Below are 15,697 nucleotides of genomic sequence, written 5' to 3' on the forward strand. Positions count from 1 at the left end.
TCATGCAATTTTTATCCAACCCCCATGGCTGTGAAGGCTGGGCCGGCGAAATGGCCCAGCGGATTCGCACGTTTGACTGGTCAAGTACCGACCTTGGCCCCTTGGATCAGTGGTCCACGAGCCTGGCTTGCACCGTGCAAATGATGCTCGCCTCACCCGTGCCGATGGTGATGCTGTGGGGGCGGGCAGGGTACATGATCTACAACGACAGCTATTCGGCATTTGCCGGCGGGCGCCATCCCTACCTCTTGGGCACCCCGGTCGAACTGGGCTGGCCGGAGGTGGCCGAGTTCAATCGGCATGTGGTGGATACGTGCCTGGCGGGCGGCACCTTGTCGTTCAATAACAAGGAGCTGGTGCTATCGCGTCACAGCCAACCGGAAAGCGTATGGCTGGACCTCTATTACAGCCCCGTGGCCGGGGACAACCAACAGCCGGCCGGGGTGCTGGCGATTGTGGTGGAAACCACCGAACTGGTGAAGTCCGAGCGGGTGCGCCAGGAGCTCACCCATAATCTGGAGCAACGCGTAGCCGCTGAAGTGCAGGCGCGGTCGGCCGCAGAAGACCAGTTGCGCCAGTCACAGAAGCTGGAAGCGATTGGCGGCCTGACCGGTGGCGTGGCCCATGACTTCAATAACTTGCTGCAAGTGATCGCCGGCAACCTGCATTTGCTCGCCAGGCATGAACCGGACAACCCCCAGGTGCAACGTCGCGTCACCGCGGCCATCGCCGCCGTGGAGCGAGGGGCCAAGCTGTCGTCGCAACTGCTGGCCTTTGCGCGTCGCCAGCCCTTGTCTCCGGCGGTGTACAACCCGCAGCGCATCTACGCTGGCCTGGGCGAGTTGTTGCAACGGGCGTTGGGGGAAACCATTCATATCGACGTGCAACTGCCCCAGGACTCCTGGTGCATCAATGTCGACCGCAACCAGCTGGAAAACGCGCTGCTCAACCTGGCGATCAACGCCCGCGATGCCATGCAGGGCGAGGGTGTGATTCGTATCACCGGAGAAAACGTCATCCTCAACCCGGACGATTGCATCGGTAAAAGCATCAAGCCCGGCGAGTACGTGCGCCTGGCAGTGGCCGACACCGGCGTGGGCATGTCCGAGGCGACCCTCAAGCGCGCATTCGAACCCTTCTTTACCACCAAGCGCGAAGGCCACGGCACCGGCCTGGGGTTGAGCATGGTGTTCGGTTTTGTGCGCCAAAGTGGCGGGCACGTGGACATGTGGAGTGAGGAGGGCAAGGGCTCGGTGGTGCAGATGTATTTCCCCCACTGCCTGGAGCCTGAATGCTTCGACGACTACAGTGATGCGGACCTGCAAGGCGGCGGCCAGGAAACCATCCTGGTGGTCGAGGACAATGAAGGCGTACGCCTGACGGTGGTCGAGTTGCTGCAGCAGTCGGGCTATACCGTACTGATTGCCGAGGATGGCGACCGCGCGATGCAAGTGTTGCAGCGCGGCGTGTCGCCGGACCTGATCTTCACCGATGTGGTGATGCCCGGTCGGGTCAAGAGCACCGACCTGGCCACCTGGGCCCGCGCGCAGAACCCGCCGGTGCCGGTGCTGTTTACCTCAGGCCACACCCGCGACATTCTGTCTTCCAATCATCTGCTCAGCGCCGATATCCACCTGCTGAGCAAACCCTACAGCCCCGATGCCCTGACCCAACGCGTGCGCAGGGTGCTAAGCGCAAGACAAGGTTGCCCATGACTTCACAGCGCAACATCCCACCGCTCACCGCCCGGCAAACGGGCTTTGTCAGGGTGCGTGGCGCCCGTGAACATAATTTGCGCAATGTCGATGTGGATATTCCCCGGGACGCCCTGGTGGTGTTTACCGGCGTGTCTGGCTCCGGCAAATCGTCCCTGGCATTTTCCACGGTGTATGCCGAGGCCCAGCGCCGCTATTTCGAATCGGTAGCGCCCTATGCGCGGCGCTTGATCGACCAGGTCGGCGTGCCGGATGTAGACAGCATCGAAGGCTTGCCGCCTGCCGTGGCCCTGCAACAGCAACGCGGTACACCCAGTGCGCGCTCGTCGGTGGGCAGTGTCACCACCTTGTCGAGCTTGATCCGCATGCTCTATTCCCGCGCCGGCCGTTATCCGAAAGGGCAGGCCATGTTGTACGCCGAGGACTTCTCGCCGAACCTGCCCCAGGGCGCGTGCCCGCAATGCCATGGCCTGGGCCGTGTGTATGAAGTGACCGAGGCGCTGATGGTGCCCGATCCGTCATTGACCATCCGCCAACGTGCAGTGGCGTCCTGGCCGTTGGCGTGGCAGGGCCAGAACCTGCGCGACATCCTTGTGACGCTGGGCTATGACGTGGACATCCCATGGCGCGACTTGCCGAAAAAGCAGCGCGACTGGATTCTGTTCACCGAAGAAACCCCCACCGTACCGGTGTACGCCGGCTTCACCCCGCAGCAGACCCGCGAGGCGTTGAAACGCAAGCTCGAACCCAGCTACCAAGGCACCTTCAGCGGCGCTCGGCGCTATATCCTGCACACCTTCGCCCACACCCAAAGCGCGCTGATGAAAAAGCGTGTATCGCAGTTCATGCAAGGCAGCGCCTGCCCATTGTGCGAGGGCAAACGCCTGAACCAGGCGGCGTTGTCGGTGAAGTTTGCCGGGGTGGATATCGGTGAGCTGTCGCAATTGTCCCTGGCGCAATTAGCCGAGTTGCTGCAGCCGGTGGCCGCGGGGCGCGACACGATGAAGCTGTCGGTGGAAAAACGCCTGGCGGCCCAACGCATCGCCCAGGACCTGCTCGAGCGGGTCAACACCTTGATCGAACTGGGCCTGGGCTATCTGTCCCTGGAGCGCAGTACGCCGACCCTGTCGTCCGGGGAGCTGCAGCGTCTGCGCCTGGCTACCCAATTGGGCTCGCAGTTGTTCGGTGTTATTTATGTGCTCGATGAGCCTTCGGCGGGTCTGCACCCGGCGGATGGCGAAGCATTGTTCACCGCGCTTGATCGTTTGAAGGCCGCGGGCAATTCGCTGTTTGTGGTGGAACATGACCTGGAAACCATGCGCCGCGCCGACTGGCTGATCGACGTGGGCCCGGCTGCCGGCGAGCATGGCGGGCAAGTGTTGTACAGCGGGCCGCCCGCAGGGTTGGCGGACGTCGAGGCCTCGCAGACCCGTGAATACCTGTTTGCCCCACCTCGCCCGGCCAATGCGCCAAGCCGCGAGCCGGCCGGGTGGCTGAAGCTCACAGGCGTGACGCGAAATAACCTCAAAGATTTGAACGTGGATTTCCCGCTGGGCTGTTTCACCGCGGTGACCGGTATTTCCGGCTCGGGCAAGTCCAGCCTGGTCAGCCAGGCGCTGCTGGAGCTGGTGGGCACGGGCCTGGGGCGTGTGCTGGAAAGCGACGACGAACCGAGCCTGGAAGATGCTGCACCGCAAGCCAGTGGCGGGCGCATCAGCGCCGGGCTGGAGCACATCCAGCGCCTGGTGCAGGTGGACCAGAAGCCCATCGGCCGCACGCCGCGCTCCAACCTGGCGACCTACACCGGGCTGTTCGACAACGTGCGCAAACTGTTCGCCGCCACGCCAGCGGCCAAAAAGCGCAATTACGATGCCGGGCAGTTCTCCTTCAATGTCGCCAAGGGCCGTTGCCCGAACTGTGAGGGCGAAGGTTTTGTCAGCGTCGAGTTGCTGTTCATGCCCAGCGTGTACGCGCCATGCCCGACCTGCCACGGCGCGCGCTATAACCCCGACACCCTGGCGATCAAATGGCAGGGCTTGAATATCGCCCAGGTGCTGGGGCTGACGGTGGAGCAGGCGGTGCAGGTGTTCGCCGAGCAACCGGGCATCCTGCGCTCGTTAGTCGTGCTGCGCGATATCGGCCTGGGTTATCTGCGCCTGGGGCAGCCGGCTACCGAGCTGTCCGGCGGCGAAGCCCAACGCATCAAGCTCGCTACTGAACTGCAACGTAACGCCCGGGGCGCCACCTTGTATGTCTTGGACGAACCGACCACCGGCTTGCACCCCAAGGACGTCGATCGTTTGCTCAGCCAGTTGAATCACTTGGTGGAGGCGGGGCATACGGTGGTTGTGGTGGAGCATGAAATGCGCGTGGTGGCCCAGAGTGACTGGGTGATTGATATCGGCCCGGGGGCAGGGGACCTGGGCGGAACGGTAGTGGCGTGCGGCACGCCCCACAAGGTTGCCAAGAGCAAACACAGCCGCACCGCACCTTATCTAGCCCAATCACTGATCTAACGGGGCTGATGCCCAACATGTGGGAGGGGCAAGCCCGCTCCCCCATTAAGCCCCGTGTTAGTCAGTGAGGTTGTGCTGGATCTGCTCTTTGGCCAGCTTCACCACATTCTCCACGGTAAACCCGAACTTCTCCTGCAACTTGGCCAGCGGTGCCGAGGCGCCGAAGCTGTTCATCACCACTTTGGCGCCGGTCTGCCCGACGTAGCGGTCCCACCCCAAGGGCCCTGCCTGCTCCACCACTACACGGGCTTTTACCGCAGGCGGCAGGACGCTGTCGCGGTAGGCTTGATCCTGGTCTTCAAACAGCTCCCAACTGGGCATCGACACCACGCGAGCGCCAATGCCTTGGTCTTTGAGCTGCTCATAAGCGGCCACCGCCAGGCCCACTTCACTGCCGGTGGCGATCAAGATGACCTTCGGTTGATCCGCCTCGGCCAACACATACGCACCTTTGGCCGCGCCGGAAGCTGCGGCAAAGTGGTTGCGGTCGAGGGTCGGCAATGCCTGGCGCGATAACACCATACAGCTGGGCCGATGGGTTTGTGCCAGCGCCACCTTCCACAGCTCAAGGGTTTCATTCGCATCGCCCGGCCGTAGCGTCAACAGCCCCGGCGTGGCACGCAGTTGGGTCAGGTGTTCGATGGGCTGGTGGGTGGGCCCGTCTTCGCCTACGCCGATGGAGTCATGGGTAAACACGAAGATCACCGGCAATTCCATGATCGCCGCCAGGCGGATTGGCGGTTTCATGTAGTCGCTGAACACCAGGAAGGTCGAGGTGTACGGGCGCAGGTAGGACAGCGCCATGCCGTTGGCAATTGCGCCCATGGCGTGTTCGCGGATACCGAAGTGCAGGTTGCGCCCGCTGTAGTCACCCGCGCTGAAACGCCCGGCACCGTCGAAGGTGAGGTTGGTCTTGGTCGAGGGCGACAGATCTGCCGAACCGCCCAGCAGCCATGGAATTTGTTGGGCGAAGGCATTCAATACCTCGCCGCCCGAAGCACGGCTGGCGACGCCTTTGGCATCGGCGGCAAAGCTGGGCAGGTGTGCTTGCCATTGCTCGGGCATCTCCCCGGCGCGCATGCGTTGCAGCTCATCGGCCCGTTGCGGGTCGAGGGCGGCGAGGGTCTGGTTCCACTCGGCGTACAGCGGCTCGGCGCGTTCGTAAAGGGCATCGCGCAACAGTGTGCGGGCCTCTTCGGGCACGAGAAAACTTGAATCCTGCGGCCAGCCATAGGCGGCCTTGGTCAGGCGAATCTCGTCCTCTCCCAGTGGCTCGCCATGGGCCGCAGCGGTGTTGTGTTTGTGCGGTGAGCCGTAGCCGATCACGCTGTCCACCACGATCAAGGTGGGGGCGCCGGTGTTGGCCTTGAAGGTTTCCAGCGCCACGCTCAAGGCCTGCAAGTCATTGGCGTCGGTGACATGCACGGTGTGCCAGCCATAAGCCTGGAAGCGTTGGATTACGTCTTCACTGAACGCCAGCTCAGTGTGGCCCTCGATGCTGATGGTGTTGTTGTCATAGATCCAGCACAGGTTATCGAGCTTCAAGTGCCCGGCCAGGGACGCGGCTTCGCTGCTGATGCCCTCCATCATGTCGCCATCACCGCACAGGGTGTAGACGTCGTAGTCAAACAGCACCTGGCCGTCGCGGTTGAAGCGCTGGCCCAGCCAACGCTCGGCCATGGCCATGCCCACGCTGTTGGCGCAGCCCTGGCCCAGCGGCCCGGTGGTAGTTTCCACGCCCGTGGTCATGCGGTACTCGGGATGGCCTGGGGTCTTGGAGCCGATCTGCCGGAACTGCTTGATGTCGTCCAGGCTGACGGCCGGCTCGCCCGAGCGCTGGCCATGGGCATCGATTTCCACCACGCCGGCCAGGTGCAACAGCGAATACAGCAGCATCGAGGCATGCCCTACCGACAGCACAAAACGGTCACGGTTGGGCCAGTCAGGATGCTCGGGGTGATAACGCAGGAAGCGACTCCACAACGTATAACCCACCGGCGCCAGGCCCATGGGCGTACCCGGGTGCCCCGAATTGGCCTTCTGCACGGCATCCATGGCCAGGGTGCGTAGGGTGTTGATGCATTGGGTGTCGGCAGCAGTGGCAACGTGATTCATAAAACCGTTCTCCCTGGGGTGGCGATCTACAGTGGAGGGCGGGGCGGGGCAAAGGTTTGATCCCATCGCTTGCGCCGCGACGAACGGGACGTTGTTGGCCTCAAACATGACAAGAGCTGTTGGAATGGGCTAGCTTCAAGGGCGTAGACCATCGATCAATCTGTGGAGGTACGCCATGCCAGTGAAACACGACCTGTATCAGGACTTGGGGTTGAGCAAGGAAGTTGTTCACGAACGCAGGGCGCAGGACAAACGGTTGGATGCGCTGCTCACTCAATACGACGACGCCGACGCTGAGGTGCTAAAAGCGGAAAAAGCCAGTGCCAGCGATGAGGATGTGGAAAAGCTGAAGAAGAAACGGCTATTGGTCAAAGACGAAATTGTGGGGCGGCTGGGTTAGGCAATCCCTCGCCACACACTTGGAATGTGCACATTTGTTCAGAATTGTCTGGAGGACAAATGCCGTTTCACTCCTTATGATGCGCCCCGTCCACTCGGCTCTGGGGCTTGTTGCGACGCAAGGATTGCGTTGTTTGAGCCGGGTGGGCATCCTCAGAATTCATGCAACACAGGGCCGAATCGGTCGGCTGCAAATGCTGCCCGTGGGAGCTGGTTTGCCTGCGATGGCGGCCTCCCAGCCGACGCCTATCCACCTGACACCCCACAATCCAATGTGGGAGTTGGCTTGCCTGCGAAGACGGCCTCCCAGCCGACGCCTATCCACCTGACACCCCACAATCCAAATGTGGGAGCTGGCTTGCCTGCGATGACGGCCTCCCAGCCGACGCCTATCCACCTGGCACTCCACAATCCAATGTGGGAGCTGGCTTGCCTGCGATGGCGGCCTCCCAGCCGACGCCTATCCACCTGGCAACCCACAATCAAACTGTGGGAGCGGGCTTGCTCGCGAAGGCGGTCTGGCAGTCAGCACAGTTGGATTGTGTACATATCCATTGCTGCGGTAACGGCCGCTTAGGGTTCCGCTCTGACAGCGGCTCACTTTTGAAAAGCGCAAAAGTAAGCATGGGCCTGTCCCGTGACAACGGACGCCAAGAAGCGATACTTAAATCGTTCTCTTGGAGGTTGCCATGTATCCATCCACTCGCCGTAACTACACCGATGAGTTCAAGACTCAAGCGGTTGCGTTAGCTGAAAGCGTTGGCAGAACCGAAGCTGCCCGCCAGCTAGAGATGTCCGTCAAAACGCTCGATAACTGGGTGAACGCCACGCGCAAGGGTCAACCGTTGAGCTCGCCCGAGCGCAAGCCCATCACTAAGGAGGACAGCGAGCTTGCCCGCCTGCGAGCCGAGGTTGCCGAGCTAAAAATGGAGCGTGAAATCCTAAAAAAGGCGGCGGTATTCTTCGCCAGAGAGTCCAGGTGAGATACGCCTTCGTCGCTGCTGAACGGACTCAATACCCGGTACGTATGTTGTGCCGGGTGATGGAAGTCTCAACTTCAGGTTTCTACGATTACACGCACAGGCAGCCTCGCCCTGATCCTGACGCTCAGATTCGCATTGAGTTGCGCAGCGTCTATGCGGCCAGTCGACACACCTACGGTCGGCCACGGTTGGTCGCAGCCTTACGCCAGAAATCGTATGCAGTGGGCCACAAGCGAGTCAGCCGGTTGATGCAGGAGGAGGGTATTCACGGCAAGTCCAAACGCGGTTTCAGGCCCTGTACCACTGACAGCAACCATTACTTGCCGGTCGCGAACAATGTGGTGGCGCGGCAGTTTGCCATCGATAACCCCACTCCGACTTGGGTCAGTGATATCACCTATCTCCCAACCAGAGAGGGTTGGCTGTATCTGGCCGTAGTGTTGAGCATCCAGACCCGCCAGATCTTGGGCTACAGCTTGTCAGACCGCATGCCAGATGGCCTGGTGGAAAGTGCGTTTCTGAATGCCTGGAGCGCCTGTTCTGGCACTAGCGGAGCAGTATTTCACTCCGATCAGGGCCGTCAGTACGCAAGCAGTAAGTTCCGTCTAGCGTTAGCTAAGAAGGACTTCAAACAGAGCATGAGTCGAAAGGGAAATTGCTGGGATAACGCAGTGGCGGAGAGTTTTTTCGCTACGCTGAAAAGAGAGGAGGCTTTTGGGGTCTACCCCACCAAAAAACAGGCACAGCTATCGATCGCCAGCTATGTGCATGGGTTTTACAACAGCAGTCGACTGCACTCAGCTCTGGGGTATCGGTCTCCGAACGAATATGCAAAGAGCTTGAGGCAGAAGACTGGATAACCAGCTTCATGGCGTACGCTGCCGGGGGACAGGCCCAGCAAAACGCTCTTGCCCCACCACTCGGCACCTCGCTTAGGCTCGGTGTGCCCGTAATCCGTCAGTGATTTGGGGGGCCGCCGCCACGCGCCATCCATGGCGCGGGGCGGCTAAACCGGCATCCCTGCCGGTTTACCCCCCAAATCACTGTCGAATTCCGGCCAGCGTGGTTTAACGGGGCGCCTGAGATCAAGATCACAAGCAGATCAAGAGCCAGATCAAGAGCGACTCGCTTCGCATCGTGGTTACCATCAAGGCCGTGGCGCCTGGCGTTCAGTCATTTCAACAGCGTTTCAACGCATATATCCATAGAGCGCTGCTGCGTCTGCTCATACAACTGCAACTCATCAATCGTCCTGCGCCCCAGCGCTTGCTCAAAAGCCGCGCGGTTGGAGTTGCCCGCGTAGTGACTCTGCGCCCCATCCCCCAGGTTTGACTGAAAAATCCCCGCCGCACTGACCGGCAGAAAATCCTCGTACACCAGCGGTTCCACCGCCACATGGCCGGCGTTGACCAGCCCCTCCAATGTGCGGGGCTGGTCGGCCTGGCTGCGTGCTGCCAGGCCTTTATCGGTGACGAAGTAGCGAAAATACGCCAAGCCCTGTTCGCGCATCTGCGGGTAGTTATCGGGGAAGGCCTGGAAGTGCTGTTCCATCAATTGCACATAGCGCTCAGCGTTGGCCTCAGTGGGAAACGCGCCGAGTTCATCGCGGGCGGCGTTCAGCAGTTGGTCGTACAGGGCGCGACCTTTAGGCGTAAGCGCGACGCCGCGTTGTTCGATTTCGCCGAAGCGCGCGCTGTGGCTGCCGTGGGCATCGGTGAAGGCGATGGGTTCGTCCAAGGCCTTGAAGCTGGTCTGGCGTAGCAGGATCGGGCACTGGCGCCGAGGTGGGCCTTCGATCACGGCTTTGGGGGTGATGCCTTTGCCAGGCATCGCCGCCTGCACCTGGTCTATGTCCAGGGTGCGTGGCGTCAGGTGGTTGATGTGCGGGCCTTTGAACGCGACGACGTCGGCGATCAGGCGGTGCTGGTCGCTCAGTTGCTGATATTGGGCGCCGGTGACCGTGGCAGTGTGGTGCCAGCGGAACGTCTCCAGGGCCTGGCGGATAAAGGCCTCGGCATCGCTGGCATTCAAGCCGCCTTGGGTCTCTGCCTGGTCGATCAATGCCAACGCCTCGGCGGTAAAGATCGAGCGTTTGGCCAGGGCGCTTTCGGCGAAGGCACGCAGGTCGGGGTTTTCGATCAGTTCCAGGCGCAGCAATGAAGTGAACACGCGAAACGGGCTGGTTTGCAGCGCGTGTTCATGCACGGCGCGAAAGGCGGTGGAGTGCACGGGCACGCCAGCGGGGGTGAGGTCGTAGTAGCCCACCGGTTGCATGCCCATCACCGCGAATAAACGGCTGATGGTTGCCAGTTCCGCAGCGGTGCCCAGGCGGATGGCGCCGTGGCGTTCCATGTCCAGGCGCTGGATTTCGCCGGTACGTTGCAGTTGATGCGCCAGGCCCGGTTCGCTGTCGAGCACGCGGGCATTGGTCTGGGCCACCAGCTCAAGCAGCGCGCCGTACAAGGGCACTTCATCTCGATACATGTCGGACATGGCCTTGGAAAAGCCCTTGCGGATCTCGTCGGGGCTGACATGGGCGGTGGCGTGCATAGAAAAATTCCTGATGACTGGAGCGATGATCGTGGCCTTTGCCCGATTTTGTTGAGCGGCCGGCCGGCTTGCAAACGAAGATTCCTCTGGACTTCATTCTGCAAATGAATGAGTTGACCTTGCGTCCAAGTCTTCATGTGCATGCGGGCGTCATTGCGCTCTACACTGCGCCTCACTGTGTAGGTGAAGGAGGACCCGATGACGGCCAAACCCGCAACCAACCTGCTGGGCACCATTGAAGGCCAGCGCCTGGCAACGCAACACGCCGAACGTTGGCGCGAGTGGGGGCCGTACCTGAGTGAACGCCAGTGGGGCACGGTGCGCGAAGACTACAGCGCCGACGGTGACGCCTGGGCCTACTTCCCTCATGAACACGCTCGCAGCCGCGCCTATCGATGGGGCGAGGACGGGTTGGCCGGTTTCAGTGACAAGGCCCAACGCTGGTGCCTGGGCCTGGCGCTGTGGAACGAGCGCGATGCAATCCTCAAGGAGCGTCTGTTCGGCCTCGACAACGCCGAAGGCAACCACGGTGAAGACGTCAAGGAGCTGTACTTTTTCGTCGATGGCGTACCGAGCCATGCCTACATGCGCATGCTCTACAAATACCCCCATGCGGCGTTTCCCTACGCCGACCTGATCGCCGAAAACGCCCGTCGTGGGCTGGATGATGCCGAGTATGAAATCCTTGATACCGGTGTGTTTGCAGATAACCATTACTGCGATGTCAGTGTCGAATACGCCAAGCATCAACCCGACGATATTTTCATGCGCGTCACCGTGCATAACCGTTCGGACCAACCCACACGCCTGCAGGTGCTGCCCCAGCTCTGGGCACGCAATGACTGGAGCTGGACCTTCGATGCACCCAAGCCCAGCTTGAGGCTGGACGGCGAGCGGGTTCTGGCGCGTCATCATGAACTCGATGATCGCCACCTCAGTGCCTGGGGCCAGGACGGGTTGCAGTGGCTGTTCTGCGAAAACCAAACCAATCGGCCCAAACTGGACGGGCAACCGGCGCCGGGGCCATTCAAGGATGGCATTAACGATTACGTGGTGGGCGCGGTTGAGTCGGCCGTTCGCCGGGACGCCGGTACCAAGGTGGCCGCGCATTTCACCCTTGAGCTGGCAGGCCAGGAAAGCAAAACCCTTTACCTGCGTTTTGCGCCGGTGGGCGCGCCCGATGTCAATGCGCGCAAACTGTTCGAACAGCGCCGCCAGGAGGCCGATGACTTCTACTCGGTGTTGCAACAGGGCCTTGCCGATGACGATGCGCGCACTGTACAACGCCAGGCCCTGGCCGGCCTGCTGTGGTCCAAGCAGCTGTACTATTTCGACGTGAACCAGTGGCTTGACGGCGACCCGGCCCAGCCCGCGCCACCGCCCGAGCGCCTGCATATCCGCAATACTCATTGGCGGCACCTGTGCAACTTCGACATCCTGTCGATGCCAGACACCTGGGAATACCCGTGGTACGCCTCCTGGGATCAAGGCTTCCAGGCGGTGGCCATCGCGCTGATCGACCCTGGTTACGCCAAGCAACAGTTGTTGTTGCTGGTAAAGGACCGCTTCATGCACCCCAACGGCCAATTGCCGGCCTACGAATGGCGCTTTGACGACGCCAACCCGCCCGTGCATGCCTGGGCCAGCTGGCGCGTATATCAGCAGGACAAGGCGCTGACCGGCGTGGGCGATATGGATTTCCTGGAGCGGATCTTTCACAAGCTGCTGTTGAATTTTTCTTGGTGGGTCAACCGCAAGGACGCCGAGGGCCGCAACCTGTTCCAGGGCGGTTTTCTGGGCCTGGACAATATCGCCTTGTTCGACCGCTCGGCCCCGTTGCCGACGGGTTACCAGTTGGACCAGGCCGACGGCACCGCCTGGGTGGCGGCCTATGCCCTGGACCTGATGCGCATCGGCCTGGAGTTGGCCAAGCGTAATGGGGTGTACGTGGATATTGCCGTGAAGTTTTTCGAGCATTTCCTCTACATCGCCGGCGCTATCAACCGCGTCGATGACAGCGCCGAAGGCTTGTGGGATGAGCAGGACCAGTTTTTCTATGACGTGCTGCACCGCCCTGATGGCCAGAGCGAGCCGGTGCGCCTGCGCTCCATCGTCGGGTTAATGCCGCTGTTCGCGGTGCTGGTGCTGGAGCAGCGCGAGCATGAAGGCCTGGAAGGCTTGCGCGAGCGCCTGCTGGGCTTTATGCATCATCGGCCGGACCTGGCCAAGCTGGTTTCGCGCTGGACCGAACCGGGGCAGGGCAACCGCCTGTTGCTGGCGCTGCTGCGCGGTGAACGCACCAAGGATTTGCTGCGGCGCATGCTGGATGATCAGGAGTTCTTGTCGGCCTTTGGCGTGCGCGCCCTGTCCAAGGCGTTCGCCGAGCAGCCCCTGGCGTTGAAGATGAATGGCGACACCTTGTGTGCCAGTTACCAGCCCGGTGAGTCCGACTCACGCTTGTACGGTGGCAACTCCAATTGGCGCGGGCCACTGTGGATGCCGGTCAATTACATGCTGATTGAATCGTTGCGCGAGTTTCACCGCTACTACGCCGATAACTTTTCCGTGGAGTACCCGGCGGGCAGTGGGTATCTGGCGTCTCTGGAGGAGGTGGCTGACAGCCTCAGCGAGCGGCTGACGCGGTTGTTTCTAAGAGATGAAAACGGGGTGCGGCCGTCGATGGCGGGCTATGCACAGTTGCAGGAGGACCCGGCCAGTCGTGATCTGGTGTTGTTCCATGAGTATTTTCATGGAGAGACAGGGCGAGGGCTGGGGGCTTCACACCAGACCGGGTGGAGCGCGTTGGTGGCGTTACTGCTGCAACCCAAAAACTGAGCAACCTTGCGGATGTGCTTTTCTGTGGGAGCTGGCTTGCCTGCGATACAGGCACCGCGTTGCGTCCGGCAAATGGAGTAGATGCCATCGCAGGCAAGCCAGCTCCCACAAGGGATCTTCATTCTCCGCGAGAATGCAGGCAAAAAAATCCCGCCGGGGAGGCGGGATCAGGATTCAGGGTTACCCGTGAATCAGGAAGGGAACAGCTCGCTCAGCTTCATCGCCAGCATCATGTCGCCTTCGGTGCGCAGCTTGCCGCCCATGAACGCCTGCATGCCGTCGGTGGAGCCGTCGACGATGCCTTCCAGGGTCTCGCTGTCCATCACCAGGGTGACCTGAGCGTCAGGGTTTTCGCCTTCTTTGAGTTCGCAGGTCTTGTCCTTGACCACCAGCGAGAAATTCTTGGTGTCGTCGATACGGAAACCGAACACCAGGTCCAAGCCTTCGGCAGCGCTTGGGTTGAATTTGGCTTTCATTGCTTCTACGGCTTTAGCTACGTCAGTCATGGTTTCGATCCTTAAGGGTAGAGTCCAGTGACCTTGGGGTCACGGTTGGCCACAGTTCATCGGAAAGTGATGAGCTGCGGCGCCTTCAACAGTTGCAAGTGGGCGTGACTGTTGAAGGAAGCCAGTGCCACCTCGCGACCACGGAACTTGAGTTGGTTGAGCGAGGTGTTAACAATTTGCCAGTTCATTTCGAAGGCCTGGGCGGCAGGCATTCGGGTAATCAGGTGGAGCAGGGCGGTGATGGTGCCGCCGGAGGTGAATACGGCGATTTTGTCGGTGTGGTTCGCGGCTTCCAGGATGCGCTGCAAGCCACCCTGAACCCGCTCGACAAACCCCAGCCAGCTTTCCAGCCCTGGTGGGTCATAGGTGCCGGCCAGCCAGCGCTCGATGATCAGGGCGAAAATGCGTTGGAACTCGCTGCGGTTCTGCGGGCCGTTGCGCAGGATGTGCACGGCATCCGGTTCACTGCTGAGCAAGTCGGGCAACAGGCCGCGAATGATCGCTTCGCCGTCGAACTCGTTGAACGCGCTATCTGTTTCCAGCGCCGGAACCGGCAAGCCCAAGGCGCTGTACTGATCGAACGTGGCGCTGGCAGTGTGCTGCTGGCGACGCAGGTCGCCGGCGATGCAGCGGTCAAACGCAATGCCCAGGTCTGCCAGGTGGCGACCGAGCACTTGCGCTTGTTCCACGCCAACGGGCGAGAGGACGTCATAGTCGTCTGCACCGAAGGAGGCCTGGCCATGTCGAATCAGATAAATGCTGCCCACGTCCGTTTTCCCGGTACGTTGAAAGTCTGGCGAGGTTATGAGGATGCCTGCGAGCTGTCAATGAAAAAACATACGCTTGTTTTAAAAGTGCGTTGGAGCCCGCCTGCTGGCGGTTTGATCACTGGCTCCTTCGCAGTGGCGTCGGTATGCTGGGGCCATCCGCGCCCGGCGCAGTGCATTTTTTAAGGAGACATATGGATTTTTTGGCCGAATACGCGAGCTTTCTGGCGAAGACCGTCACCCTGGTGGTCGCTATTCTGGTGGTACTGATCAGCTTTGCAGCACTGCGCAGCAAAGGTCGTCGTAAATCCGCCGGCCAATTGCAGGTCAGCAAGCTGAATGATTTTTACAAGGGCTTGCGCGAGCGTCTGGAGTCGAGCCTGCTCGACAAGGACCAGCTCAAGGCCCTGCGCAAGTCCGAAAGCAAAGCTGAAAAGAAAAAAGACAAGAAGAAGCCCGAGCCCAAGCCGAGGGTGTTCGTGCTGGATTTCGACGGTGACATCAAGGCCTCGGCCACCGAAAGCCTGCGCCATGAAATCACCGCACTGCTGAGCCTGGCCACGCCCAAGGATGAAGTGGTGCTGCGCCTGGAAAGCGGCGGCGGCATGGTGCACAGCTATGGCCTGGCCTCTTCGCAACTGGCGCGTATCCGCCAGGCCGGCGTGCCGTTGACCGTGTGCATCGACAAAGTGGCGGCCAGCGGCGGCTACATGATGGCCTGCATCGGCGAGAAGATCATCAGTGCACCCTTCGCCATTCTCGGTTCCATTGGCGTGGTGGCGCAGTTGCCCAACGTCAATCGCCTGCTTAAAAAGCACGACATCGACTTTGAAGTGCTGACCGCCGGTGAATACAAGCGCACGCTCACAGTGTTCGGCGAGAACACCGAGAAGGGCCGGGAGAAGTTCCAGGAAGACCTGGACATCACCCATCAGCTGTTCAAGAACTTCGTCTCGCGTTACCGCCCGCAGTTGGCGATTGACGAGGTGGCCACCGGTGAAGTGTGGTTGGGCGTCGCTGCCCTCGACAAGCAACTGGTCGATGAGCTGCAAACCAGCGACGAATACCTGGCTACCAAGGCCAAGACCGCCGAAGTGTTCCACTTGCACTATGCCGAGCGTAAGAGCCTGCAAGAGCGCGTGGGCCTGGCGGCCAGCGGTTCGGTGGACCGGGTGCTGTTGACCTGGTGGAGCCGCTTGACCCAGCAGCGGTTCTGGTAAGCCAGTACTGAAAACCAGGTAATCCCTTGTCGATTGTTCCCACGCTCCGCGTGGGAATGCCTCCAGTGACGCTCTGCGTCACCCTGGCGTA

11 protein-coding genes are annotated in these 15,697 nt (G+C 61.0%); 7 read left to right on the top strand and 4 right to left on the bottom strand.

The genetic code is table 11. The annotated features are described in order from the left end of the window. Positions 1-2 precede the first annotated feature (2 nt). Both AB4P90_RS12500 and uvrA read left to right on the top strand, forming a co-directional pair. Positions 3-1,715, top strand: a complete 1,713-nt coding sequence (locus AB4P90_RS12500; protein WP_014718178.1) for an ATP-binding protein — start codon at positions 3-5, stop codon at positions 1,713-1,715. Continuing rightward, positions 1,712-4,231 (top strand): excinuclease ABC subunit UvrA, encoded by a 2,520-nt coding sequence (gene uvrA, locus AB4P90_RS12505; RefSeq protein ID WP_395605935.1) that lies wholly within the window; start codon positions 1,712-1,714, stop codon positions 4,229-4,231. The genes AB4P90_RS12500 and uvrA overlap by 4 nt, the downstream gene beginning before the upstream one ends. Positions 4,232-4,288: 57 nt before the next feature. Here the strand turns inward: uvrA and tkt are convergent, their stop codons facing one another. Beyond that, on the bottom strand, positions 4,289-6,346 hold the full coding sequence (gene tkt / locus AB4P90_RS12510) for a transketolase (protein ID WP_137271603.1): 2,058 nt from the start codon (positions 6,344-6,346) through the stop codon (positions 4,289-4,291). 175 nt (positions 6,347-6,521) lie between these two features. On the opposite strand from tkt, the gene AB4P90_RS12515 reads away from it, so the two are divergent. The 3 genes from AB4P90_RS12515 (at position 6,522) to AB4P90_RS12525 (ending at position 8,588) form a co-directional block, all read left to right on the top strand. Next, positions 6,522-6,746: a DUF465 domain-containing protein gene (locus AB4P90_RS12515; RefSeq protein WP_014718181.1), complete on the top strand. Its 225-nt coding sequence runs from the start codon at positions 6,522-6,524 to the stop codon at positions 6,744-6,746. 688 nt (positions 6,747-7,434) lie between these two features. After that, positions 7,435-7,728, top strand: coding sequence for a transposase (locus AB4P90_RS12520; RefSeq protein WP_020300742.1), 294 nt, complete (start codon positions 7,435-7,437; stop codon positions 7,726-7,728). After that, positions 7,725-8,588 carry an IS3 family transposase gene (locus tag AB4P90_RS12525; protein WP_020300743.1) on the top strand — a complete coding sequence of 288 codons (864 nt, stop codon included), beginning with the start codon at positions 7,725-7,727 and terminating at the stop codon, positions 8,586-8,588. Before AB4P90_RS12520 ends, AB4P90_RS12525 begins: the two co-directional genes overlap by 4 nt. 313 nt (positions 8,589-8,901) lie before the next feature. Here the strand turns inward: AB4P90_RS12525 and AB4P90_RS12530 are convergent, their stop codons facing one another. Further along, positions 8,902-10,278, bottom strand: coding sequence for a VOC family protein (locus AB4P90_RS12530; RefSeq protein ID WP_038449912.1), 1,377 nt, complete (start codon positions 10,276-10,278; stop codon positions 8,902-8,904). A 198-nt stretch (positions 10,279-10,476) separates the two neighbouring features. On the opposite strand from AB4P90_RS12530, the gene AB4P90_RS12535 reads away from it, so the two are divergent. After that, the gene (locus tag AB4P90_RS12535) at positions 10,477-13,113 is read left to right on the top strand and encodes a glucosidase (RefSeq protein WP_032903877.1); all 2,637 of its coding nucleotides are present in this window, start codon (positions 10,477-10,479) and stop codon (positions 13,111-13,113) included. 191 nt (positions 13,114-13,304) lie between these two features. On the opposite strand, the gene AB4P90_RS12540 is transcribed toward AB4P90_RS12535, so the two are convergent. Both AB4P90_RS12540 and AB4P90_RS12545 read right to left on the bottom strand, forming a co-directional pair. Next, a complete protein-coding gene (locus tag AB4P90_RS12540; RefSeq protein ID WP_014718185.1) occupies positions 13,305-13,619 on the bottom strand; it encodes an SCP2 sterol-binding domain-containing protein in 315 nt (104 codons plus the stop codon). A 56-nt stretch (positions 13,620-13,675) separates the two neighbouring features. Beyond that, on the bottom strand, positions 13,676-14,386 hold the full coding sequence (locus tag AB4P90_RS12545; RefSeq protein ID WP_014718186.1) for a histidine phosphatase family protein: 711 nt from the start codon (positions 14,384-14,386) through the stop codon (positions 13,676-13,678). A gap of 194 nt (positions 14,387-14,580) precedes the next feature. On the opposite strand from AB4P90_RS12545, the gene sohB reads away from it, so the two are divergent. Beyond that, entirely contained in the window at positions 14,581-15,606 is a 1,026-nt protein-coding gene (gene sohB / locus AB4P90_RS12550) for a protease SohB (RefSeq protein WP_014718187.1), read from the top strand. The last annotated feature ends 91 nt before the right edge of the window (positions 15,607-15,697 follow it).

The sequence above is a fragment of the Pseudomonas sp. B16120 genome (assembly GCF_044218845.1).
Lineage (GTDB): Bacteria > Pseudomonadota > Gammaproteobacteria > Pseudomonadales > Pseudomonadaceae > Aquipseudomonas > Aquipseudomonas paracarnis.

Bases quoted from the DNA above. Each gene is read 5' to 3' on its own strand.
- AB4P90_RS12540 (WP_014718185.1), bottom strand. From the start codon at position 13,619: ATGACTGACGTAGCTAAAGCCGTAGAAGCAATGAAAGCCAAATTCAAC.
- uvrA (WP_395605935.1), top strand. From the start codon at position 1,712: ATGACTTCACAGCGCAACATCCCACCGCTCACCGCCCGGCAAACGGGC.
- AB4P90_RS12530 (WP_038449912.1), bottom strand. From the start codon at position 10,278: ATGCACGCCACCGCCCATGTCAGCCCCGACGAGATCCGCAAGGGCTTT.
- AB4P90_RS12520 (WP_020300742.1), top strand. From the start codon at position 7,435: ATGTATCCATCCACTCGCCGTAACTACACCGATGAGTTCAAGACTCAA.
- sohB (WP_014718187.1), top strand. From the start codon at position 14,581: ATGGATTTTTTGGCCGAATACGCGAGCTTTCTGGCGAAGACCGTCACC.
- tkt (WP_137271603.1), bottom strand. From the start codon at position 6,346: ATGAATCACGTTGCCACTGCTGCCGACACCCAATGCATCAACACCCTA.
- AB4P90_RS12500 (WP_014718178.1), top strand. From the start codon at position 3: ATGCAATTTTTATCCAACCCCCATGGCTGTGAAGGCTGGGCCGGCGAA.
- AB4P90_RS12535 (WP_032903877.1), top strand. From the start codon at position 10,477: ATGACGGCCAAACCCGCAACCAACCTGCTGGGCACCATTGAAGGCCAG.
- AB4P90_RS12515 (WP_014718181.1), top strand. From the start codon at position 6,522: ATGCCAGTGAAACACGACCTGTATCAGGACTTGGGGTTGAGCAAGGAA.